Annotated in this window: 25 protein-coding genes and 3 pseudogenes; 12 read left to right on the top strand and 16 right to left on the bottom strand. The window is 41.1% G+C overall.

The window, feature by feature from the left end:
- Positions 1-20: 20 nt before the first annotated feature.
- Positions 21-422 (bottom strand): GNAT family N-acetyltransferase, encoded by a 402-nt coding sequence (locus BTR1S_RS12825; protein WP_006639999.1) that lies wholly within the window; start codon positions 420-422, stop codon positions 21-23.
- Positions 423-619: 197 nt separating this feature from the next.
- Here BTR1S_RS12825 and BTR1S_RS12820 point away from each other — a divergent pair, with 197 nt between their 5' ends.
- The 4 genes and pseudogenes from BTR1S_RS12820 (at position 620) to BTR1S_RS12805 (ending at position 2,402) form a co-directional block, all read left to right on the top strand.
- Positions 620-1,333 (top strand): TioE family transcriptional regulator, encoded by a 714-nt coding sequence (locus tag BTR1S_RS12820; RefSeq protein WP_006640000.1) that lies wholly within the window; start codon positions 620-622, stop codon positions 1,331-1,333.
- Positions 1,334-1,497: 164 nt separating this feature from the next.
- Positions 1,498-1,746: a sigma-G-dependent sporulation-specific acid-soluble spore protein CsgA gene (locus tag BTR1S_RS12815; protein WP_006640001.1), complete on the top strand. Its 249-nt coding sequence runs from the start codon at positions 1,498-1,500 to the stop codon at positions 1,744-1,746.
- A gap of 17 nt (positions 1,747-1,763) precedes the next feature.
- The gene (locus BTR1S_RS12810; RefSeq protein ID WP_006640002.1) at positions 1,764-1,955 is read left to right on the top strand and encodes a YbxH family protein; all 192 of its coding nucleotides are present in this window, start codon (positions 1,764-1,766) and stop codon (positions 1,953-1,955) included.
- 88 nt (positions 1,956-2,043) lie between these two features.
- Positions 2,044-2,402: pseudogene (locus tag BTR1S_RS12805) on the top strand (VOC family protein).
- 36 nt (positions 2,403-2,438) lie between these two features.
- Here the strand turns inward: BTR1S_RS12805 and BTR1S_RS12800 are convergent.
- The 5 genes and pseudogenes from BTR1S_RS12800 to BTR1S_RS22020 all read right to left on the bottom strand — a co-directional run.
- Positions 2,439-2,714, bottom strand: a complete 276-nt coding sequence (locus BTR1S_RS12800; RefSeq protein ID WP_006640004.1) for a YbyB family protein — start codon at positions 2,712-2,714, stop codon at positions 2,439-2,441.
- 64 nt (positions 2,715-2,778) lie between these two features.
- Positions 2,779-4,842 (bottom strand): thioredoxin domain-containing protein, encoded by a 2,064-nt coding sequence (locus tag BTR1S_RS12795; RefSeq protein WP_029419484.1) that lies wholly within the window; start codon positions 4,840-4,842, stop codon positions 2,779-2,781.
- A gap of 60 nt (positions 4,843-4,902) precedes the next feature.
- Positions 4,903-5,442 (bottom strand): GNAT family N-acetyltransferase, encoded by a 540-nt coding sequence (locus BTR1S_RS12790; protein WP_034326585.1) that lies wholly within the window; start codon positions 5,440-5,442, stop codon positions 4,903-4,905.
- 509 nt (positions 5,443-5,951) lie between these two features.
- A complete protein-coding gene (locus tag BTR1S_RS12785) occupies positions 5,952-6,308 on the bottom strand; it encodes an MmcQ/YjbR family DNA-binding protein (RefSeq protein ID WP_029419482.1) in 357 nt (118 codons plus the stop codon).
- 118 nt (positions 6,309-6,426) lie between these two features.
- Positions 6,427-6,605 (bottom strand): annotated as a pseudogene (locus BTR1S_RS22020) (DUF255 domain-containing protein); the annotation flags it as partial.
- 167 nt (positions 6,606-6,772) lie between these two features.
- Between BTR1S_RS22020 and BTR1S_RS12780 the strand changes: the two are divergent.
- On the top strand, positions 6,773-7,081 hold the full coding sequence (locus BTR1S_RS12780) for a hypothetical protein (protein ID WP_006640010.1): 309 nt from the start codon (positions 6,773-6,775) through the stop codon (positions 7,079-7,081).
- A 153-nt stretch (positions 7,082-7,234) separates the two neighbouring features.
- On the opposite strand, the gene BTR1S_RS12775 is transcribed toward BTR1S_RS12780, so the two are convergent.
- The gene (locus BTR1S_RS12775; RefSeq protein WP_029419481.1) at positions 7,235-8,116 is read right to left on the bottom strand and encodes an AraC family transcriptional regulator; all 882 of its coding nucleotides are present in this window, start codon (positions 8,114-8,116) and stop codon (positions 7,235-7,237) included.
- A 113-nt stretch (positions 8,117-8,229) separates the two neighbouring features.
- On the opposite strand from BTR1S_RS12775, the pseudogene BTR1S_RS12770 reads away from it, so the two are divergent.
- Positions 8,230-9,190, top strand: a pseudogene (locus tag BTR1S_RS12770) (DMT family transporter).
- Between the two features lie 100 nt (positions 9,191-9,290).
- Here the strand turns inward: BTR1S_RS12770 and BTR1S_RS23315 are convergent.
- Positions 9,291-9,392 carry a DUF255 domain-containing protein gene (locus BTR1S_RS23315; protein WP_236836459.1) on the bottom strand — a complete coding sequence of 34 codons (102 nt, stop codon included), beginning with the start codon at positions 9,390-9,392 and terminating at the stop codon, positions 9,291-9,293.
- Positions 9,393-9,789: 397 nt separating this feature from the next.
- On the opposite strand from BTR1S_RS23315, the gene BTR1S_RS12765 reads away from it, so the two are divergent.
- Positions 9,790-10,125 carry a winged helix-turn-helix transcriptional regulator gene (locus BTR1S_RS12765; RefSeq protein ID WP_051056704.1) on the top strand — a complete coding sequence of 112 codons (336 nt, stop codon included), beginning with the start codon at positions 9,790-9,792 and terminating at the stop codon, positions 10,123-10,125.
- Between the two features lie 95 nt (positions 10,126-10,220).
- Here BTR1S_RS12765 and BTR1S_RS12760 read toward each other — a convergent pair whose 3' ends face one another.
- A complete protein-coding gene (locus BTR1S_RS12760; protein ID WP_006640014.1) occupies positions 10,221-11,105 on the bottom strand; it encodes a carboxylesterase in 885 nt (294 codons plus the stop codon).
- A gap of 306 nt (positions 11,106-11,411) precedes the next feature.
- On the opposite strand from BTR1S_RS12760, the gene BTR1S_RS12755 reads away from it, so the two are divergent.
- Positions 11,412-12,635, top strand: a complete 1,224-nt coding sequence (locus tag BTR1S_RS12755; RefSeq protein WP_029419479.1) for an MFS transporter — start codon at positions 11,412-11,414, stop codon at positions 12,633-12,635.
- Positions 12,636-13,176: 541 nt separating this feature from the next.
- On the opposite strand, the gene BTR1S_RS12745 is transcribed toward BTR1S_RS12755, so the two are convergent.
- Together BTR1S_RS12745 and BTR1S_RS12740 are read right to left on the bottom strand one after the other, a co-directional pair.
- Positions 13,177-14,190, bottom strand: a complete 1,014-nt coding sequence (locus tag BTR1S_RS12745) for a zinc-dependent alcohol dehydrogenase family protein (protein ID WP_051397551.1) — start codon at positions 14,188-14,190, stop codon at positions 13,177-13,179.
- Between the two features lie 171 nt (positions 14,191-14,361).
- The gene (locus BTR1S_RS12740; protein WP_029419476.1) at positions 14,362-14,676 is read right to left on the bottom strand and encodes a DUF6944 family repetitive protein; all 315 of its coding nucleotides are present in this window, start codon (positions 14,674-14,676) and stop codon (positions 14,362-14,364) included.
- Positions 14,677-15,082: 406 nt separating this feature from the next.
- Here BTR1S_RS12740 and BTR1S_RS12735 point away from each other — a divergent pair, with 406 nt between their 5' ends.
- Together BTR1S_RS12735 and BTR1S_RS23305 are read left to right on the top strand one after the other, a co-directional pair.
- A complete protein-coding gene (locus BTR1S_RS12735) occupies positions 15,083-15,610 on the top strand; it encodes a hypothetical protein (protein ID WP_029419475.1) in 528 nt (175 codons plus the stop codon).
- Between the two features lie 46 nt (positions 15,611-15,656).
- Positions 15,657-15,812 (top strand): hypothetical protein, encoded by a 156-nt coding sequence (locus BTR1S_RS23305; protein WP_006640020.1) that lies wholly within the window; start codon positions 15,657-15,659, stop codon positions 15,810-15,812.
- A 29-nt stretch (positions 15,813-15,841) separates the two neighbouring features.
- Here the strand turns inward: BTR1S_RS23305 and BTR1S_RS12730 are convergent, their stop codons facing one another.
- Both BTR1S_RS12730 and BTR1S_RS12725 read right to left on the bottom strand, forming a co-directional pair.
- The gene (locus tag BTR1S_RS12730) at positions 15,842-16,603 is read right to left on the bottom strand and encodes a class I SAM-dependent methyltransferase (RefSeq protein ID WP_029419474.1); all 762 of its coding nucleotides are present in this window, start codon (positions 16,601-16,603) and stop codon (positions 15,842-15,844) included.
- A 70-nt stretch (positions 16,604-16,673) separates the two neighbouring features.
- Entirely contained in the window at positions 16,674-17,213 is a 540-nt protein-coding gene (locus tag BTR1S_RS12725) for a GNAT family N-acetyltransferase (protein ID WP_006640022.1), read from the bottom strand.
- A gap of 134 nt (positions 17,214-17,347) precedes the next feature.
- Between BTR1S_RS12725 and BTR1S_RS12720 the strand changes: the two genes are divergently transcribed.
- The gene (locus tag BTR1S_RS12720) at positions 17,348-17,965 is read left to right on the top strand and encodes a nitroreductase family protein (RefSeq protein ID WP_006640023.1); all 618 of its coding nucleotides are present in this window, start codon (positions 17,348-17,350) and stop codon (positions 17,963-17,965) included.
- Between the two features lie 34 nt (positions 17,966-17,999).
- On the opposite strand, the gene BTR1S_RS12715 is transcribed toward BTR1S_RS12720, so the two are convergent.
- The 3 genes from BTR1S_RS12715 to BTR1S_RS12705 form a co-directional block, all read right to left on the bottom strand.
- On the bottom strand, positions 18,000-18,662 hold the full coding sequence (locus BTR1S_RS12715; protein ID WP_006640024.1) for a GntR family transcriptional regulator: 663 nt from the start codon (positions 18,660-18,662) through the stop codon (positions 18,000-18,002).
- A 103-nt stretch (positions 18,663-18,765) separates the two neighbouring features.
- A complete protein-coding gene (locus tag BTR1S_RS12710) occupies positions 18,766-19,503 on the bottom strand; it encodes a sulfite exporter TauE/SafE family protein (RefSeq protein ID WP_006640025.1) in 738 nt (245 codons plus the stop codon).
- Positions 19,504-19,849: 346 nt separating this feature from the next.
- The gene (locus tag BTR1S_RS12705) at positions 19,850-20,353 is read right to left on the bottom strand and encodes a DUF1648 domain-containing protein (RefSeq protein WP_006640026.1); all 504 of its coding nucleotides are present in this window, start codon (positions 20,351-20,353) and stop codon (positions 19,850-19,852) included.
- A 314-nt stretch (positions 20,354-20,667) separates the two neighbouring features.
- Between BTR1S_RS12705 and BTR1S_RS12700 the strand changes: the two genes are divergently transcribed.
- Complete coding sequence (locus BTR1S_RS12700) at positions 20,668-22,302, top strand: Na/Pi cotransporter family protein (RefSeq protein WP_006640027.1); 1,635 nt, start codon at positions 20,668-20,670, stop codon at positions 22,300-22,302.
- The last annotated feature ends 88 nt before the right edge of the window (positions 22,303-22,390 follow it).

Genomic DNA, 22,390 nt, shown 5'->3' with positions numbered 1-22,390 from the left:
GAAATTGGGCTTTTTCGAGTCTAACATGTTTTCCGCAAGCTGATTGATGAGGGATAGGTGTAATCAAAACCGTATGTCTGATATAAACCGATAGAAGGAACATCTGCCATTATGATTACCTCTGCGCCTGCGGGAGCGTGCCGGCGGAGATAATCCGTGATTTCGTTCATAATCATTTTTTTTAATTCCTCATTTTGGCCAGCCGGCTTGACGGCAATATCAACGATCTGAAAAAAGCATCCGCCATCACCGATGATTCTGCCCATGCCGATGAGCTCTGACTGCTCTCCCCTAACGACAGTTGAAAAAATCGAGCGGTTCAGCGCCGTTTTGGCGGCATCCTCATCAATGGCGCGCAAACCCGCCGCCTTTCTAAGTTCAAGATACTCATGCGGAGTCGGTACTTCATGGGAAACCTTCATATTGTCCTCCCTCTCTTCAATTTGATCCTTCACAACCAATTTTACAAGATTGATGCAAGTGATAAGGTTTGTATGAACATGTATCATGTTTATTAAACAAAGATTATCTTTGCACTTTAATCATTTTCTCTAATGTTTGTACGGCAGTACTCCGGTTTGGTATAGTGAAGTACGATCATCAGTGGGGAGGATGGGTAATGAGGTATTTCAAGCCGATTGAGATTGCAAGGGAACTGGGCATCAGTACGAGTGCTTTGCGCCATTATGAATCATGGGGCGTCGTTCCGGCGCCTGAACGTGCCGAGAATGGATACCGGCTGTATACAAAGCTGCATCTGGCCTATTTCCGCTGTCTTCGGGCCATGTTTCCGGCATTTGGCGTAGGGCTGACCTGCATGGTGCTTCGTCATATTCAAAATGGTGACATGGATGCCGCCTTTTGGCTTGTAAACAAAGCGCAAGCCGATTTGCAGGAGGAAAAAGCCGCTGCCGATCAAACGCTTGCCGTACTGCGGGATCCCGAGCTTCCGATCATCCCCGGCCATAAGCTGAAACAGCTTATGACGATAGGGGAAGCGGCGGCTCTCGCAAATGTACAGGCATCAGCCATCCGCCATTGGGAAAAAGAAGGCCTGATCTCCCCTGAAAGAGATCCTGAAAATGGCTATCGCCTTTTCACTCCGGTGCATATCAGGCAAATTTTATTAATCCGCACCTTGAGAAGAACCGTTTATTTTTTGGAGCATATGAAGGAAATCGTTCAGGCTGTTGAACATCAGAGCATTGAAAAGGCAAAACAGGTTACGGAACATGCGCTGAAAAGCATCCATCAGCGCAATCGCCGGCAATTTTCCGGCGTTTATCAGCTGGTTGAGCTTTGCAAAGAAGCCGGGCTGATGGAGCATGAATGAATTCGAGGCCTTGAGAAGCGGTGACTGCGTCATTTATAGAAGTATACCCCAAGGTGGTGGCCGATTTACATCCACTAAACCGGGCAGGATAAAAAAATTCAGGAAAAAGTGCATGAATGCTATCGATTTCACCCAAGCTATAGGGTAAAAAAGGAGATCGAAGCATGGATACAACATTAGGCTACCTGCGGGAATCGCTGTCAAATCATCTTGAGCATGACATGGGACAGAGGATCTACAAAAAAATCACCTCTCAGAGATACGACAATGAAGAAGAATTTGTCAGACACTTGGATGAGCGGGAAGCCGCATTTCTGAACGCGGTGCTGGAACATGAGATGAAATATGCCTTGAATGAACAGGATCATCAGCGGACGAGGGAATTAAATGAAGTGTATGAACTGCTGTTTTGAAAGGCGGGCGAGGCTAGATGGGCGCAATCGAGCGGAACGGCTATACATTTGAACCGGAGTTCAGCGTGACAAGACAGAACGGGGCGATTCATGTGTACCGGCGCGGCCGGTTCGTCGAGGAAATCCGCTTTGAATTTTCCGGCGAGTTTCCTGAGCATGATCTGATTGAAGAACTGGTCAATCATTATTGTTATGAGCATAATATTTAAGCTGCCATATCTAGGGCAGCTTTTTCTAATCTTTGCGGAAAAATATGTGATCCTAACGGTGATGCCAGCATATGAAGGAGGGAATCGGATGTATACAGGTATTGACCATGTGCAAATTGCGGCTCCTAAAGGCAGCGAGAATACATGCAGAGAATTTTTTTCAGAAATATTGGGGATGCGGGAAATTTCAAAACCCGAAAACTTGAGAAAGCGCGGCGGGGTTTGGTTTCAGTGCGGCGCTCATGAACTGCATGTCGGTGTTCAAGACCCTTTCAAGCCCGCAGTAAAAGCGCATCCGGCGTTCAGCGTCGACAATATCGATAAGCGAAAGAAAGATTAAGAGAATTCGATATCAACATTATAGACGGTGAACCCTTAGAAGGAGCCGATAGATTTTATATCCATGATCCGTTTGGCAACCGGCTCGAATTTTTGCAGAGGCATTAAAAAGCTGCCGCGGATGGCCGGCAGCTATGTGAACCGTTATTTTTTCTTTTCATCATAATATTGGACAGGATACATGGACCCTTCCGAGACCATTTTGTTGTCTTCGATATCGTGCGGAGACGGATTCCCCGCTTTATCGACCGGGAATGACGCTGTATTTTGTTTTTGCGGCAATGACGGAAGCTTTGATTTCATGTTTTGCATGCATTCCTTCAGCTTTTGTCTGTTGGCTTGGTCTTTCAGCATATAAGAAACGACTCCGGCGACGACAGTGGAAACGGCGAGCGTTGACATCACATTCTTTTGCTTCATGATGATAACCCCTTTCTGAAAAGTTTGATGAAGTTTCAGATGTTATTCCCACTATCGTCGCGCATTAAACGGACAACAGCCGTTTGAGCGCTTCATCAATATTTGCCGTCGGTTTTTGGCAGGCGAAGTTTTCGCAAATATAGACGGTTGTTTTGTCATCGATGGCTTTGTAGTCCGCCGCAAAGTCTGCGATTCCTTTAAAATCGTCCGGAGATTCAGCGGCCAGGACGGCATAGTTCGGCTGAAAGGCTTGCTGCAGCGCTCTGATGATGTTTTGCCGGTTCGGATCATCGCGTTTTCCGAGGATAACGATTTCTTTTTGCGGCATCATCTGGCTTAACAGACTTTGCAGAAAGTTTGTATGTCCGCTCGGATAGGCGGAGACGTCCCCATGGAAGGCCGAAAACATGTCCGATACCCTGTCGATCAATGACAAATCGCCTGTCAAGCGTCCAAGGCGGAACAGCTGTACAGCGGCCACTCCGTTTCCGGAAGGCAAAGCGCCGTCATATACTTCCTTATCGCGCACGATTAACGCCTCGGCGTCTTTACCTGTAAAGTAAAAACCGCCGTGGTCCTCATCCCAGAACAGATCGATCATGTCTCCCGCCAATTCTTTCGCTTTTCTCAGATCCGGCAGGTTCAGCGATGCTTCATACAATTCAAGATAGGACCACAGCAAAAATGCGTAATCATCAATAAACCCTTTGTTTTTCACTTCACCATCGCGGTATCTCACCATGACGCGGCCGTCCTTGATGAGTTCGTCCTCGATAAATGAAAGCGCCGTCCGCGCCATTTCCAAATATTCAGGGGCTTCGAACACTTTGGACGCTTTGGCAAGTCCGGCGATCATCAAGGCATTCCACGATGTCAGCACCTTATCGTCAACATGGGGATAGATTCGGCCCCGGCGTTTTTCAAAAAGCTTTTGTCTCGCTGCTTCCAGCTTATTTTGCAGCTCGGTTTCTGTCAGCGAGAATTCATCTCTTACCTGTTCAAAGCTGGTATAGATCAAGTTGGGAATATTGAATCCTTCGAAATTGCCTTCATCGGTGATGTCGTAGACGGCACAGTACAGACTGCCGAGCTCATCTCCGAGCGTCTCTGTGATCTCGTCTTTTGACCATATGTAATATTTTCCTTCCACGCCCTCCGTATCAGCGTCAAGCGCAGAGAAGAAAGCGCCTCTTTCGTCCGTCATTTCCCGGCGGATAAAGGCAATGATCTGCTCGGAAATCCGTTTATACCGTTCGCGCTTTGTCACCTGGTAGGCCTCTGTATAAGCCATTAACAACAGCGCATTGTCATAAAGCATTTTTTCAAAATGGGGGACGAGCCATTCTTGATCAGTCGAATAGCGGGCGAAACCATAGCCGATATGGTCGTAGATACCCCCGTTCGCCATGCTGTCGAGTGTTTTCGTCACGCTGTACAAGGCATTTTCCTCGCCGCTGTATTGATGATAGCGGAGCAGAAAGGTCAGCATGTGGGGAATGGGGAACTTCGGCGCGCTGCCGAAACCGCCGTACGCCGTATCAAAGCTGTTGATCAGCTGCTGATATGTGCGCTTCAGTATATCCTCGCCCAACGCTTCGCCGGCATTGCTTTTCGCTTTGATTCTCAGATTGTTGGCCGCCTTTTCAGCGATGTCTTCAACATGGTCGCGATTCTTCGCAAACGTAGCCGACAGCTGCTTCAGCACCTCGACAAACCCCGGCCGGTTGTAGCGGCTCGTCTTCGGAAAGTAAGTGCCTGCATAAAAAGGCTTTTGCTCAGGCGTCAAAAATACATTCAACGGCCAGCCGCCCTGCCCGGTCATCATTTGGCAGATCGTCATATAAATCGAGTCGACATCAGGCCGCTCTTCGCGATCGACTTTGATGGAAACGAATTTCTCATTTAAAAGCTGCGCAACTTCTTCGTCTTCAAAGCTTTCATGGGCCATGACATGGCACCAGTGGCAAGTCGAATAGCCGATGCTCACAAGAACCGGCTTGTTTTCGCGTTTCGCTTTTTCAAATGCTTCTTCTCCCCACGGGAACCAGTCCACAGGATTGTGAGCATGTTGAAGTAAATATGGAGACTTCTCAGCAATTAATCTATTGGGTTTATTGTTAGTGGGCATGGGATTACCTTCTTTCATTTCTTATTCACAATACCATTAGTATTTTCTTTTCAGCCATTATTAAAACTTCAAATAAAAAAATACTGCTTTTTCATTCGAATATCGTCGTGAATGTTTATAAATCATGTTATCCACTGAACCAATTACAAAACCATTTTTTAAATAAAATCGACAAGCGAGTAAATTAACGTCTTGAGTTTCTAACATAAATCCTTTGGTGCCTTTGTTGATTGCCCACTCTTTTGCTCTATTAAGTAAAGCAGTTCCTATACCTTTGCCCCTATGACTATTCGAAACAAAAAGTTTATCAATAGAAGCGTATTTTATTTCTTCTATTGTATGTAATTTTATGTGCCCTAGGCATGTTTCGCCGACATAGTATAAAAAAACGACACTATCTTCGCTATCAATATATTCGTCAAAATCTTCATTTTCCTCATACTTTGATTCATAAGGTTTTTCGTAAATCTCTTCTTGATAAGTCCAGGAGTTATCTTCATATTTCGGAATAAGTCTACCTATAACCATAAAGGTTTGATTGGGATCATAATCCTTCTTGTTTTTTAATGTCATTTCAATTATTTTAAAGTCATTCTTCATATATTTAAAATCCTTTCTTTTTCATAAAATAGTTTAGTAATTAAAGGAGATTTCTCAGCGACTAATCTATAGCTTTTGCTTTTATTTGAAATTAGAACATCTTATTTCCAATTTGGTTATATTCAGGTTCAAATTATATTGAATAAACGAGATTCAAAAACATACGTTCTCCAAATGTTATACTTGAGAAAATCAGCACTCATAATATATGATGGGCAGTTAATACCTTTGGAAGTGATTTTATGATTCGAAGATCTTTATTTGATGACGAGTATGATCAGGAACGGCCTTTAGCAAATCTCGTGTGCGACCCCAAAGTTTAGAAGAGTTGGTAAGGCCAAAACCGGCGCATAACATGTTTTATATGACTAATATGTTATGCCCTTTCTTCTTCAACTAACACACCAGATAGTTTAATTAGCGTTTGTGGCACACAGAGAAGAACAATATCCTAAAATGAAAGTGCCCACTAAACTTCGTAGCTTGATTAGCAGGAACACTCTTTATCTTTACTTGGTTAAATGAAAGCTCTGCTCGATTAAGTAATAAATTTCTCCTTCTGAATCTGTACGTTCCAAAACAAGTGAAATCCAATGTTCCTTATCCATATGATATCCGGGTAGGATATTTTTTTCATTTCTTAAACTATCACTTATTTCAGGGGGACATTTTAGATTCAAAATATCTATTTCGTCACTTCCATCTAATCCTAATTTTTCCGGGAGAACATTCATTATAAGACCGTACCATTTTTTGTTTGATTCATGTCTCAAAGAAGCATAGTTTGGGTATTTCTTCCACGGGTAATCAGGCGATGTACCGTATTTTTCTTTGACGTGTTTAAAGATATCTTCTCTTGTTAACATACTTCAATCATCCCTCCAACTACTTACGGTTCATTTCTTCTCTCTAATTCCATCTTTGAAAAAATCACAGGGATTTGTACTCACCGATCCTTGGTTGTCTATTTTGGTTACTTTAATAGACATGGCACCAGTCACATGTCGAATAGCCGATGCTCACAAGAACCGGCTTGTTTTCGCGTTTCGCTTTTTCAAATGCTTCTACTCCCCACGGGTACCAGTCCACAGGGTTGTGGCGTGTTGAAGTAAGTACGGAGACTTCTCAGCGATTAATCTGTTGGGTTTGCTTTTATTTGGCATGGGATCACCTTCTTTCTGGATAAAGTAAAGTTTATTTAGTTAGCTTACCACAAAAATAATATATAAACTGTACAAAAAAGTTATATTCATGTTGAATAAATAAATGAAACATTTGAATATCCAAGACGTAATTTATATATCTGATTTCGGGAGGTAGATACGTAAGAATGATTAAAAATATTATTGGAACGGCGCTTATACTCATTAGTTTTATAGTATTTGGAATCAATTGGTTATACCTGGAGCCAAGAGGGTTAGAAGAGATTCCATATTGGATTGTATTTGTAGGTGCTTTGTGTGGAGGTTTTATTAAATACTACAATCCAAATCAGAAAAATACGAGCAAAAATATGAGTAATGGGAATGGAAAGACAAGAAAGATCGGTAAGACCATCGATAATTTTATTGATGCCGTTTCAGGTGATATTGATAGTGGGGATAGAGATCAAAGAATGAATAACAGACCTAAAAAATAGTTTTTGTATTTGGGTGAAGTAGTTGAGTGCATTTAATATAAAAGGAGAAAAATGCCACCAAGGGCTAGTTGAACAGCCTATTAAAAAAATTAGAAGGGAGTACCATAAACAGGGACTCCCTTTATTTTCAAATCGTAGAATAAACCTTTTCAATTAATGCTTCATATGAATTTTTTTGTATGATAAAGGTGTCATATTCATAGCTTGTTGAAATTTACTTATGAAATAACTGGTGCTGTTAAATCCAACTTGATAGGACACTTCTGTAACATTGGTTTCCGGGTGCTGCAGTAACAATAAGCTTTTTTGGATTCTATAATCCATTACATAACGTAACGGCGTCTTATTCAGCATTCGTCTAAAATAACGGCAGCACTCAGAACGGCTCAATTGGCCAGCTTTTGCAATGTCCTCTAATGTAATTTTTTCAGCATAATGGAGGTGTATCCAATTTAACATTTGTTTCATTCGATTACTTTTTATTCTTTCTGATTGATCGTACTCTAATTGAAATCCATTAACGATTAGGTTTTTCCATATCAAAGTTAATTGAGTGGTAATGTCGATTTCATATAGCGGTGTTTTTTGTTTAACCAATTGGTTTATTTTTTTTACAGCTTTTAGAATATTGTTAGCCCAAATTTGATTTCCATCCAAAAATAAATAGGATAAATTGGTTGAAAACATATAGGGCTGAACATAGCTTGAATACAGTTCTTCAGCTAAAACGAAATGGGGTGAAACATTTAAGCAAATATACGTACAATCCGAGCCATCCTTTTCTTCTGCCATGTGCAGGCAGCCACTATTGATAAATAATCCATCCCCTTCTTGAACCCCTATTTTTTCTTCATTTATTTGAAAGACAGCTACCCCTTTTAGTATCAAAACAAATTGAATTTCGTCATGCCAATGTAGCGGTATATAGCCATTTATATTTTGATTGATCCTTGTCTCGTAACATGCAACTGGTAATTCTACTGTTCGATGCTCTGTTAATTCTTTTAAGTTTTGATCAATCATAAAATTTTTTATTTGCACTTTCTCACCTCAATATATTTATATTTTTTCATTCGATTTGAGTATTTTTTATGAGAATATGCATTTATTATAACACTATTATTATATTTATTAGTGAGGAGTCATGTATGAATACTTCCAAAAGAAGAATGGGATTGTTCTATGTTATAACAGGGGCGACATGTTGGGGAATTGGGGGTACAGTAGCAAAAAAACTTTTTCAAGATGATCAAGTTGATGTGAATTGGTTTGTCACGATACGCTTGCTTATTGCCGGCATTTTACTGTTGATGCTCCAATTATTCAGAAAGGACCGGTCTCAGATTATTGAGGTTTGGAAAAACAAAGCGTCAGCTTGTCAGCTTATTATTTTTGGGTTGTTCGGAATGCTTGCTGTGCAGTACACATATATGGCATCCATTCAACATGGGAATGCTGCTGTTGCTACATTATTACAATATTTATCCCCTGTAATGGTTATTCTTTACTCGCTGTTACGAAAACTAACTGTTCTTACAAAACAAGATGTCATAACAGTTTTACTTGCTCTGGCGGGATGCTTTTTTTTACTAACAAACGGTTCAATCTCTCAACTTTCAGTACCGGAAATTGCAGTAGCATGGGGAGTTTTATCAGGATTCGCAGCAGCTTTTTATACTTTATATGCCGTTGGTTTATTAAATAAATTTGATTCTCTTGTTGTTGTAGGTTGGGCTATGATTATTGGCGGTTTTGCATTAAGTTTTATCCATCCGCCATGGCAAATGGATTTTAAAAGTTTATCCACGGATGCATATGTATATATTATATTTGTTATAGTATTTGGAACAATGATTGCGTTCTGGTTCTTCATAAAAAGTTTGCAAAGCCTTTCACCCAAAGAAACAAGCCTGTTAGGCAGTTTAGAACCGCTATCAGCAGTTGTGACAACTGTCGTTTGGTTAAAAGAACCATTTGGTTTTTTTCAATGGGTGGGTGCTTTCTGCATTATAGGTATAACTTTAATATTGGTTTTAAATAAAGAGCCTTCTATGCAGAGTGAAAAATCTATATTGAAGATCGGGGAATAATGCAAATAAGAATATATAAAAGGATTAATTTAAACGCCAAAGATTAAAAGGAAAAACGAACCTGTGGTATTAACGTTTTGCCGCCCTTAAAGAGGGCTTTTTTTGTAAACAATTTATGGTTACTCTAGCAGACATGCCACCCAGTGGCAAGTCGAATAACCGATGCTCACAAGAACCGGCTTGTTTCGCGTTTCGCTTTTTCGAAGGCTTCTTCGCCCCAGGGAGAACCAGTCGACAGGGTTGAGGGGTGGAGCAAGTACGGAGACTCGGCGATTAATCTATTGGGTTTATTGTTAGTGGGCATTGGATCACCTTCTAATGCTAATTTTTATTCAGTATTGTCTTTACATGATGTAATATACCAAATATCAAAAAAAGACGTCTATTAAGGTTAACTTCTTCTATTTTATCTTATGGAAAGAGAAGCAGATCCAATTGTTTGTACCTTACTATGGCTTTCCATCCTCAGAACAAACTGTTATTACAAGAGCTTCGTCAAATCTTAAGTATTCTTAAGATTTTTCGCCCCTTTTTCTTCAGGTAGTATGATTATAAATTCAAAGCAATGGGGAGATTTAAATATGAAACGTCTGTCATTCTTATTCCAATATATAGTTCATCCAAGAACTGTTGGCGCCGTCCTTCCCAGCTCAAGGTTTCTTGGAGATAAAATGCCTTATTTTGTGGTATTTGGGCCAAAGAAATATGCGCTTTGGAGAATTAAAAAGAGCTTTACCGCAAATTACGCAAAAAATGTTAACAAAGCAGCTTAGGGAATTAGAAGAGGACGGTATAGTCAATCGATTTGTTTATCATCAGGCACCGCCTAAAGTAGAATACTCTCTTTCTGAAATCGGCCAAAGCCTTTTGCCCATTTTAAGCACTTTGTCTGATTGGGGAGCCTCCTATGCGGAACAGGCTGAATCTAAAAATTATTCCCGCGATAAAAAATAGAGCCTATAAGAGACTCTATTTCTATATTATAAAAATTCTTTTAATATCCAGAATACGAATTGCCATTGAGGGCTCTTTGACAACAAGACAGCGGTTCATTTACTAAAAAAATCCAATACACGTTCGTTTACGTATTGAGGCTGTTCCATTGATAGAACGTGGCCGGCTTGTTTTATGATTTCCGCTTCCATACCAGGAACGAGTGCAGAAGCACGATGTAAGGCAGATTGCGGGTCGTAAATGACTTCATGTTCACCCAGCAATAATAGAATAGGCACTTTTACGGACCTTAATTCGTCGTCAGTGAAAACATACGGAAATCCGTCGGCTTTAGGCTTTGGCTGTCTAGATCTATCCTGCCACATCACGCCTGTATGAAACTGCTCTACAAAAATGGGGTGTAACAGATTACGATCTGCCATCATCCACTTTAAGAAATTTTCTACTCCATCAGGTTCTGCAAGGCTAAGGGCGTATTGATAGAAATCGTGATGAAATGGGAAAAACGTTTCCGCGGGACTAAGGATTGCTGCGCTTTCTACTCTCTCTGATGCACGTAAAATGAAGTTCATGGTGTGAAGCCCGCCAAGCGAAAGTCCAATCATGTGCGACTTTTCGATCTCTAGAGCGTCAAACACATCAAGAAGCCACTCGGCGTAACCCGCTCTCGTGCCACATAAATCTGCAGGGATGCTTTTGTTCATGTCACCTATGATATCGATTGCATATGTTCGGTATTTGCTGCTCCAATCTGTGATATTGGGATACCACATAGTAGAGCTGAATAATGCGCCGTGAAGCAGCACTAGCGGCGGGGCATCCTCAGGTCCGCTTGCAATAATATGCGTTTGGCCGAAACGGGTAGATACGTAGAAAGCTTTGTAGTGAACTGGCCAGAGACCAAGGCTTTCTTCATAAGCTTGAAAATAGCGAATGCCGCTGTCACTTAAATTAGGGGTAATCGGTGAATGGTTTGACATAAAAATTTCCCTCCCAATCCTCTTTAAATGTGTCGTTACGTGCAGGCGAGTCTGTTATTCTGTATAACAGACTTTATTTATAATGTAATACAGATTTTATTTAATGTAAAACATTAATACATCAAAGGGATTATTTTATTAAAACAGAATTGTTAAAATTAATACAACAGATATTTTGACGGTTTCGTTTTTCACCATATTAAACCAGCTCTCTTATCCTATTCTTTAAGGATCGAGTCCTTTCTTTCCCTTTTTTGCTTTTAGATGTTTTAATATGTTATATTCCTTTGAGGGGAAGGGATATTTATGAAAAAAGGCTATTATTCTATTTTATTTAGCCAGACCACTACAAATTTAGGATTTTCTCTATATACGATGGCAGTCATTTCATTTTTGTACAACATGACGAACTCTACAACAATCGCCTCTCTCGTGACATTCATCAGCATTATGTTTCGTATTATTGGAAGCACTGCATTGCCGTTGGCAACAACTCGATTCAATCTTCGTCTTATATTAATGATTTCTCAACTTATACAAATTGTTTTGTTAATATGTCTAATTTATTTTCTTTTACAGACCTATTCTTTTGAAATGATGGTTTTGGTTTTCATGATGATTGGCGGCATTTCTTTTTTTAATGGGTGGTTTGCGCCTTTAAAAGGTGCGTTGATTGGCGAAATCATCCCTCTTGATGAAAGGGTGAAAGCAAATGGATTATTATCTGCGGTGGATCAGACTTTTCAGTTTGCAGGTTGGTCGCTGGGAGGTCTTATCATCGCCTTTTTAGGAGAAGGATACACGATGATCATCACGATCCTTTTGTTGGTGGTTTCGCTTTTTTTTATTATGTTTTGCCTGAGAACAAAACAACCTGCTGCTATAATCGAAAAAAGGACTCCCTATAAAAGTGTAATAAGCGGTTGGAAATACTTATTTAAACAAAAGAAGCTAAGAACAATCATCATAATGGATGTCATCGAGTCATGGGCGGGAATGATTTGGATAGGGTCTGTCTCGTTAGCTTTTGTAAACGAAGCATTACATAAAGGCGAATCGTGGTGGGGCTATATTAATGGAGCATATTATTTAGGATCGATGATCGGAGGATTTGTCATTTATAAACTTTCGGGCAGATTCCAACATCAGTTAATAAATTTGATGTTAATTGGTGCTATCTCATATGGAGTGCTAACTTTAATATATGGTTTTATAAGCAGCGCATACGTAGCTCTTTTACTGGTTATCTTTATGGGTCCGGCATATATCCTGAGAGATTTGACACAGGAAACATTTATTCAGAACATCACAACCGAGGAAACACGGGTAAACATCATGTCTGCCAGATCAGCTCTCGTGCAGTTGATTTTTATGTTTTCCATTCTGGGTATCGGGGTTATTTCAGATTTGGCTGGCGTACGATTCGTTTATATGTCAGCAGGTATTCTTTTGCTGGCGTCGGCTTTATATGGATTTTCGCAATTACTATTCAAGAAAAAATTCAATTACAATAAACAGAGCAGTGTTTAACGAATTCCTAGACGGCCAGATCAATCGAGACTTGTTGTAAAAGGATGAGAAGAAAATTGTATGCAAAAACCTAACCAAGCAGTTAGGTTTTTTGTTCGTATCCTGATGTGCATCTATTCGTCTATCGCTTCGCAACTGGACTCCCAATTTTTATAAATAGTTTGAGAGGCGCCCCAACTTAACCATGATACGAGAACAGGGATGCTATTTTCATGTACAACCCAATATTCCCAACGCCTTTTTAGAGAGTTCACATAAATTCCCGATTTTTTCATTGTTTGCATGCCGCTTCCCCTAAAAGCCTCCTGATTACTTAACTTTTTCAAACGATAAATTGCATTGATAGGAAACATGGTCATATTAAGAACTGAAGAAATCAGATAACCCTTGAGCAATTCCATTGGCTGCTTTATTTGGTACGTTTCCGACTGTATAGCTGATTCTTCATTGGGATTTAAGCTTCCACTTTTATATATGGTGCTGCTATCAGAGGATAAGTAATAGCATTCATTTAGGCTGTGCTTTTCTCTTTAAAAAAGTTTCAGCTTGTTAAAAACACTTTACCTTTTATGATTGCAGAGCTTTCGAGAGCCTGTTTTATGTTTGACAAGTCATATAGAGAATGCTCCTTCAGCAAAGATAGTTTTTTATCATTTATGAGATGAATCAATTGATCAAAGGTATTTTGCCATTTTTCGATTGGGACGTTGCTATTCCAATGTCTTAAATGAAATATATTGGCGTTGACCTTTGCTTTTTTTATAATATCCGCCCAATTCACCTGAATCCCTGATAATAGGCCAATGGTTAAAAAATGGCCATTTGGACGCACGCAAAAAGCTAAGCCGTTTCCTGATGCCCCTCCGATCAAATCTATCGCCGCATCCGCACCTTTTCCATTTGTTATATCCATAACAGCATCATAGAGCGGACTTGTAGAGGTATCTACAACATCGGATGCTCCAAGCATGAGCAAATCTTCAGTATGTTTATTGTTTCTAGTAACCGCAATCAATCGGAAACCGAAAACCTTTGATAATTGTGCAAAAATACGTCCGATCGAAGAGCCGCATGCATTAACCAACAAAATATCATGAGGTTTCAGCTTTAAGACTTCAGTACAAACAATCCAAGCAGTAACCGGATTAATATATAGCTGGGATGCTGTTAGATCATCAATATGGTCCGGTATAGTTATTGCAAGATCAGCAGATGTCTTAACATATTCTTGCCAAGTGCCTTCTCCGCGCAAAGGCAACACACGTTTGCCGATGAAGTCCTGTGAAACGGAAGAACCTGCATCTTCTACGATACCGACACCTTCATAACCTGGAATCATTGGCAAAGAGACTCGATGAGCATAAGCTCCTGTAATGGGTATTAAATCAGAAGGGTTTATGGGCCTTGCTATCATCCGCACGAGCACTTCATCGTGTTTAGGGGGTTCAATCGTTTTATGTTCGACGGTTAGAACATCTTTCGGGTTGCCAAACTCATAGCATGTAACACACTTTGCATCCAAAGCTTTTATCTCCTTCAGTCGTATTTTTTTCATTATATCACTCGGTTGTTTTAACAAACATACATGTGCTGACTGCTGCTGTATAGTAATCTCCGGAATCTTGCGAATGAGGCAATCAACATGTCCTTAAATTGTGCAGGCGGGGGGTATCAGAGGTATTCAGGGTGAACGGAATCAGGTATCGTGAATGAGATGCAAAGATGCTCAATCGTTTTCGGCAACAACTTCAATCACATTTCCAATTGATTGGATGAGCGGACCTAAGGCTTCTAAATTGACTCCTTTTTTATCTTTTGCAATCTTGCCTTGTATTTCGGCCAAAGCAGCCTGAATTGAATTCGCTATGGCTTGGATCATATTGCCCGATTTCTGTAATTCAATTCCTTCTTTTTTGTCTTTTTCTTCTTTCGATAAATATTTCGTTTGCCCAATGGCTTGAAGATAGGACCCGTAAGCTTGTATCCATGAGCTTATTGCATTTAGTTCATCAATTAATTCTTCTAATTCTTGTTTTTTCATTTGATCCCCCCTTTTTTCAGTTTAATTCAATATAATCGACAATTGATATTTTGGACTAGGTGTTTAAGTCGTCTTTTTCTTTTTCCGCATTTACCGCTAGTTATGTATTCTGGTTTTTCTTGTCATGTTGTCCAAGCAGCCGATGTTGATAAGGACGGGCTTGTTTTTCGCGCGTTGCTTTTTCGAATGCATTTTAAGCCATCTTTACCTCATAGGATGATAGGCCATTATACTTCAAAACAATAAATTTTTACATAAAAACAGCACAAAAGTTTTGTTAAAATGGAAACTCTCTCTACTAAAATAGGCTTATTTTATTTGTTTTTCCATTTTTCTTCCGGGATTCTATGGAAACAATGTATCGTTTATGTTAAATTGTGTTTCTATATTAGAAAGGAGCCTATCCATGAAAAAGCAGATCGTATTGATTGTATCTTTCGCTTTGTTATTGACTCTATTTATGAATGCAACTGCTGCGGCTCAAGCTGAAGAATCCAAACGTGTAGGAACGATTGAAAAGATTAATGACAGTGAACTTAAATTAACATTAGATCATGCTGAGGCTATGATAAATTCAAAAGGAGAAGCAACAATAATTGATAGTGTTACTGGGGAAAGAGAGACTTTGCCGACGAGTACTGTAGATAAACATCATCATCCGGTGGATTTAGATTATGAAAAAACCGGCAATGGCCTATTAGTAAAGGTGATTAAAAACAACAGCGGCAATATGTTTCACACTCAATCAGTTGCAAAATGTATCCTTGGCACATCCGGGGGAGCGGTTACGGGTGCCGGTACAGGAGGATTAGCAGGAGCAGCTGTTGGAACAGTAACAATTCCTGTTGTCGGAACGGTTAGTGCTGGTCTTGTCGGTACCATTGTTGGCGGTGTTGGCGGAGGACTAACGGGTGCTGCAGCATCTTGTTTTTAACAAGGGGAAGTACAGTTTAATCTAGTATGTTAAAAGGTGATGTCAGATGAATAGATTAATATTGCCTTCTATAATTGTCATTTTCATTTTGTGGATTTTATTGCAAATCGCTTTGAATCTGAATATTTTTGAAAATCCTTTAAACTATTGCATTGTAATCGTCGTATTATTCCTGTTTATCAAGTTGGTAAAAGAAAAATAACGTTCATGAAGCAGGCGAAGCCGCCTGCTTTAAAAGTTTGTTAGGTTTCTTAATTTAAAAACAATAAAATCAGGGCATCTCAGATCCTCTTCAAATGAAGGGTATTTTTTTAGCATTTCTTTTGAGGGCTTTGGTTCCAAGACGCTTTCTATATGGAAGCCTGTTTTGTTGATCGTATTAATGTAGCTTGTCAATGTTCGATGGAAGAACAGCATGTTTTCCTGATCGCCAAGCTTTTGTTCGTACACCCCTTCATAAAAATACTGATCTACATTCCAATGCAGCTTTTTGCCGTCGTGTGTTTTCTCCCAGCCGCTTTCAGGAGTCACAAAACAAGGGTGTAAAATCGAAAAAATAAAACAGCCCCCAGCCGCGAGTAAGCGATGCATTTCTTGAAAGGCTTGTTCATAATCGGCGAGGTCTTGAATCACCATGTTGGACACGATCAAATCAAAGCTGTTATCTTCTAAAAAATGCAAGTCCTCACAATTGCCCTGTCTATAATGAATGGATAAGTCGTGTGGGGTTCTGTCCATGGCGATTTCTATCATTCTTGGCGAATAATCGACTGCTGTCACAGATGCCCCGGACTTGGCCAGCATTCTGCTTAAATACCCTTCGCCGCAACCTGCATCTAAGACTTTTTTATTCTTTACCGAATCAATGAGAGAAAATATAGCGGGGTTTAAGAACACTTCTTTGTCTCCTTGCTCGGTATGGTTTGCGGCATATGCATCGGCAAATCGATCCCATCTTTTTATCGCTTCTTCTGTCCCTGCATTCTTTTTCATCTTTTTCTTCCTCCTTTCACACATAGCATGAGAGTGATGGACAATAAGTGTTCATCACTCCTTTTTAGACTCAAAACGTTAAATACCAGTAAAGTGCAATTTCATCTTTGTGCTGATCAATGCCTTTATACAAGAATAGATCAAATCCGCCGATTTCAAATCCGCAGCTTTCATAAAATCGGCACGCCTTCACATTGTTGTTTTGCGTTTCCAGCGTGATCCCAGCAAGGCCCTTTTCCTGCGCCCAGCGTTTGACTTGTTCAATTAATTTCCGCCCGATTCCATGCCGTCTAAACTTTGGATCGACCTTGATGTCCTCAATATAGGCATATTCATTCCAATAGCGCCTGACCGCGACTTGTCCTGCGGGCTGATTGTCGAAAAACGCTAAATAAACGGCTTGATCGGGGTTGTCGAGATATGCGGAGTAATCGGCGGGCTCTGACTCATCCGTGTAGCTTTTTTCGCAGCTTTGGATCGGCTTCACAGAATAGCGGATTCTATTTCCCTCAAGCGTTAGAAGAAGAATCGAGTCTACGATAAAACTGTCATCGATTTCGGGCAGCCGGCCTAGATCTTCGCATGTCATTTTCCTAATTGTTATGTCCATGTTCGGAGTTCACCTCATCTTCCATCATCGTATCATAAGAGCGAAGTGGGCGCCTCTAAACAATAAGGAGCCTGTCGCCGATCATATAAGTAAGGAATCCGCTTGGAAAAGTATAGATGAATGGAGTTTTGAGAATGGAATTTAACGAGCTTATTGAAACGCGTCACTCCGCAAATAATTTTCTGGAAGATGTTCAAATAACGGTGAAAGATTTGGAGCTTATCTTTGAAGATATCAAGCTTGCGCCTTCGGCGTTCAATTTACAGCACGCAGAGTATAAAGTGGTATTGGATAAGGATTTAAAAGAAAAGGTAAGGGAAGCTGCATACGGCCAATATAAAGTGCATTCAGCTTCTGCCGTGATTTTAGTGACGGGAGACCGCTACGCCTACCGGCAAACGGAAAAAATCAACGAAGGCATGAGGGATTTGGGAATCATTAAGGACTTTGAGCTGCAGGAAATGATCGAAAACAATACCCATTTTTATGAGTCTCGCGGGGAACAATTCATGAAGGAAGAGGCGATTCGCAATGCTTCTCTTTCCGCGATGATGTTTATGCTCGCCGCCAAGAACCGGGGATGGGACACATGCCCGATGATAGGATTTGACAGCGATCAAGTTCGCGATCTGCTGAAGATTCCGGATACACATGAAATCGTCCTCATGATGACAATCGGCAAAGAAAAAGAAAGCAGCCGCCGCTTGAGAGGATATCGCAAGCCGGTGAATGAATTTGTTTCTTTCTATTAAAAATGGGGGGCGGCCGTAAGAAAGGCCGCCCTTGTTATGAGTTATCTTCACATCGATGAGACAACACTCCGACTAAGTGATCGAGATCAAGCTGAAGGTGGTTCACCATCGCTTTTGATGCCTGCTCGTCATCTCTTTGTTTCATATGGTGAAAGATTTCCCGATGCTGCTCCAAAATGGCTTCAGCCCGTTTTTCTCCTTCAAAATTCAAAATACGGAAATAATAGATTAACCCTTCCAAATCATTGAGCTGTTTCCGCAATAGACTGTTTTGTGTATATTGGATAATTAAGTCGTGAAATGTATCATTTAATTCTATGATGGTGCTTTGATCCTTTGATTGAAGGATGGCTTCTTCTGTTTTCCGCAAAACGTCTTCGATCGTTTTCAGTTCCTCCGCCGTTGCAATTCTTGCCGTCAATCCCGCAGCAAATGATTCAAGCGCCATCCGGCAAAAATAGATTTCTTCAACATCTTTTATTGTCGGTTTGTAGACTTTCACTCTTGAGTCAATGACGACAAGCCCTTCTTTTTCCAAAACTCGAATGGCTTCTCTTAAAGGACTTTTACTGACGCCGAGCTCCTTGGCTAATTTTGCTTCAGCGATTCGTTCTCCAGGCTTTAATGTTCCTTCAAAAATCATTCGCTTTATCGCATGGTAGGATTGTTCATAAAACGGTTTTGGTTTTTCAATCACGCTTTCTCATCCTCGTATTCATTCTCATATCGTTTATTTTAACACAGGAGCGGCCATACCCGCTAAAAATGCCCGGCCAACATGCCGGACGCCTTACGTTCATTTAAAACAAAAGAATAAAGCCGGAAACAGCAGGAGTTAAAAATAACCCCGCTTTCAATACGACTTTCGGCAGGATATTGGTGAATTTCGCCCCGACATAAGCTCCGCACATCGTGCCGATCAGGATTTTGATTAATAGAAGATAATCGACAAATCCTTCTGAAATATAGCCGATCCCGCCGCCCAATGAGAGGGGGATAATGACGAGCATGGTCGTCCCGACTGAATGGCGGATCGATAAGTTCAAAAACATCATCAAACCAATTTGAATGAAAGGGGCGGAGCCGATTCCGAACGTTCCGGACAGAATGCCGGCCACGATTCCCAATACACTGGCTTTTATCCAAAAGCGCAGGTTCATGTCTTGATCCTTTGCATTTTCTTTTAAAAAGAATAACCTGATTAAAATCAAAATGGCTGATAAAAATAACATACCCGCGGTCATGTAATGCAATGAGCTTGCAGGGATCAGGGAGGTCAGCTTGGCTCCGAAAAAGGACCCCGCCGCCGCGAAACAGCCGACAGTTAAGCCGATTTTCAGTTTGATATTGCCTTCCCGAAAGTGGCTGAACGTGCCTGATAAACTGGTAAAGGCCATTCCGGCCAGCGATGTCCCCAAAGCTGTATGAATCGGAATGTGAAACAGCATGGTTAACAGTGCGATGACAAACCCGGCCCCGCCCGCGCCGACAAAGCCGAGCAAAAGGCCAAGCAAAAACATAACGAAAATAATAGACATACGACTCCTCCATGAATACCTGTTTTTCAAATTGTCAAATAGTCGACGGTATTCGGTCGACTGTTTATAAACAAGTACATCTTACTCTATCATGGTGAAATTGACAAGAAGGTCCGTTTCCACGCCAGAATACCCGGTGTTTACATATCGGGCATTGTCTTCGAGATGTCGGGAAACGGCGATACAGGTGGAAATCAACTTTGAACGAACCCCGGGCGGCGGATTTGCCAAACGGGCTGAAAACAGGGGACAACATAAATATTGAAGGAAAGCCGATATGTAAAATAAAAGCACAGAACATATAGCCGAAGCCTCAAAGGCCCTGTCTAAACGGGCCTATTTCAAACTAATGTATCTTTTTTTGTTTGATCAGGCTGGACACAACAAGAAAGCCCGCGGCACATACCGCAATCGGCAGAAACCATTTGCCAAAACCGTTTCCCCAGCCAAGAGCAATCGATACAGATTCGAATAAAATAAGAGCGAATATAATGAGACAGAGGTTTTTAAGCTGATTGACCAGTTTTCGGCTATGTAAATAAAAGCGTTCAGCGTTTGCCTCATTGAACCGTTTAGGATAATTGTATATTTCAGGATGCTTTTCCAACAGCGACATGAATAAGATGATGAGTATTCCAATACCGGGCAGGATGATGAGTTCCCATTTTGATCCCCAGCGGTCTGTTTCACCGAGTACATTAGAATGGACGGGCACTTTTTCGGGAAGCTTGCTCCACATCGAGACTAAAAAGATAATCGACCCGAAGTAAAATAGATAGCCCAGCGTGTTCCAGACCTTTTCGCTTGTTGTCTTCTTAATTTTTGCATTTTCGCCTGATGAATATGACATCTTGCTCCCTCCTTCCTTTTTTATACGGATCAATCTTGAAAAAGTTCGGTCTGTTTTCAAGCGCATGGAAGATTGACGCACCTTTCAGAATCTTATTCACAGCCAAGGGGATTGATAGGCCAAAATCAGCTTCTTCCCTGACAAAAAGCAAGAACAAATGATCAATTTAATCGGTAATGTTAAGGAATTGTAAATCCGAAGCCGCCAATGTTAAGTTATTGTAAATGTTCAATTTGAATCGTTTACATAAGCTTTATCCTCCATCATAATCGTAAGGTGTTTGTAGATTTTTGTCGATATAGGAGGGCAAAACCTTGGAAATAGATGTACAGCAATTGCTGTTTGAATTTATCGGTGGACTCGGTATTTTCTTGCTTGGGATTAAGTTCATGGGAGACGGTCTTCAGAAATCCGCCGGAGATAAACTGAGAGATATTTTGGATCGGTTTACAAGCAACCCTCTGATGGGTGTTTTGGCGGGGATTATCGTGACAGCTTTAATTCAAAGCAGTTCAGGAACGACCGTAATTACCGTGGGTCTCGTCAGCGCCGGATTTATGACTCTTCGTCAGGCGATCGGAGTGATCATGGGCGCGAATATCGGAACGACGATTACCGCGTTTATCATCGGTTTTGACGTTGGTGCATATGCTTTGCCGATTATCGCCATCGGAGCATTTATGCTGTTTTTCTTTAAAAACAAAAAATTGCAGAATCTCGGACAAGTGCTGTTTGGTTTCGGTGCGCTCTTCTACGGTTTGGAATTGATGAGCAGCGGGATGAAGCCCCTCAGGACGGTTGAAGCCTTTCATGATTTAACCGTCAGCATGAGCACAAATCCTATTCTTGGCGTGCTTGTCGGTACTCTTTTCACGGTTCTCGTCCAAAGTTCAAGTGCAACCATCGGTATTCTGCAAGGATTGTTTGCCGATTCATTAATCGATTTAAATGGGGCGCTGCCAGTATTGTTTGGCGATAATATCGGCACGACGATCACCGCTGTATTGGCGTCTCTCGGCGCATCTGTCGCCGCAAAACGGGCGGCGGCTGTACACGTATTATTTAATATTATCGGGACGGCGATTTTCTTAATTTTGCTTAAGCCGTTCACGTCATTCATTTTAATGCTTCAATCTTCGCTTGGGCTTGATCCTAAGATGGTGATTGCGTTTGCCCACGGCATTTTCAACACGACAAATACGCTGATTCAGCTTCCGTTTGTCGGGCTGCTGGCTTTAATTGTCACAAAGCTGATTCCGGGCAAGGATTCGGTATTGGACTATAAAGCGACACATCTTGATCCGCTCTTCATCCAGCAGTCTCCTTCAATCGCCCTCGGCCAGGCGAAAGAAGAAATTTTGCGCATGGGAGAGTTTGCGGTAAAAGGACTTGAGGAGACAAAACAATTTTACAGCACAAAACAGCCGAAGCATGCGCAAAGCGCTTTTCAGATTGAAGATGCCATTAACAATCTTGACCGCAAGATTACGGATTATTTGATTGAGCTGTCAGGTACGACGCTTTCTGAGCAGGAATCTGAAGAGCATCATATGTTCATGGACACCGTCAGGGATATCGAAAGGATCGGCGATCACTTTGAAAACCTGGTGGAGCTTGGCGAGTATCAGCAATCAAACAGGGTCAAGCTTTCAGAAGAGGCGATGGCCGATTTAATGGAAATGCTTGATTTGACGATTTCGACCGTCAAGGAATCCATTGACGCCTTGGGAGAAAAGAATGAAGAAGCAGCAAGACGCGTGATCGAGAAAGAGAATCAAATTGACAAAATGGAGCGCAAGCTGCGCAAAAAGCATATTCTTCGCTTGAATGAGGGGTTATGCACCGGACAAGCCGGCGTTGTGTTCGTCGACATCACCAGCAACCTCGAAAGAATCGGAGACCATGCCGTCAATATCGCTGAAGCTGTTTTAGGAATAGAAAAGCATTAATCCATCAGAAAGCCGGGGGAAAAACCCCGGCTTTTTCATGTTGAATAGGTCTATGTGATTATGCTGTGACATATTTACTAAATTGTGT

The organism is Bacillus sonorensis NBRC 101234 = KCTC 13918, assembly GCF_001592005.1.
Classification (GTDB): Bacteria; Bacillota; Bacilli; order Bacillales; family Bacillaceae; genus Bacillus; species Bacillus sonorensis.
The sequence above is the reverse complement of the archived record's forward strand: the minus strand, read 5'-3'. Positions and strand labels throughout refer to the sequence as shown.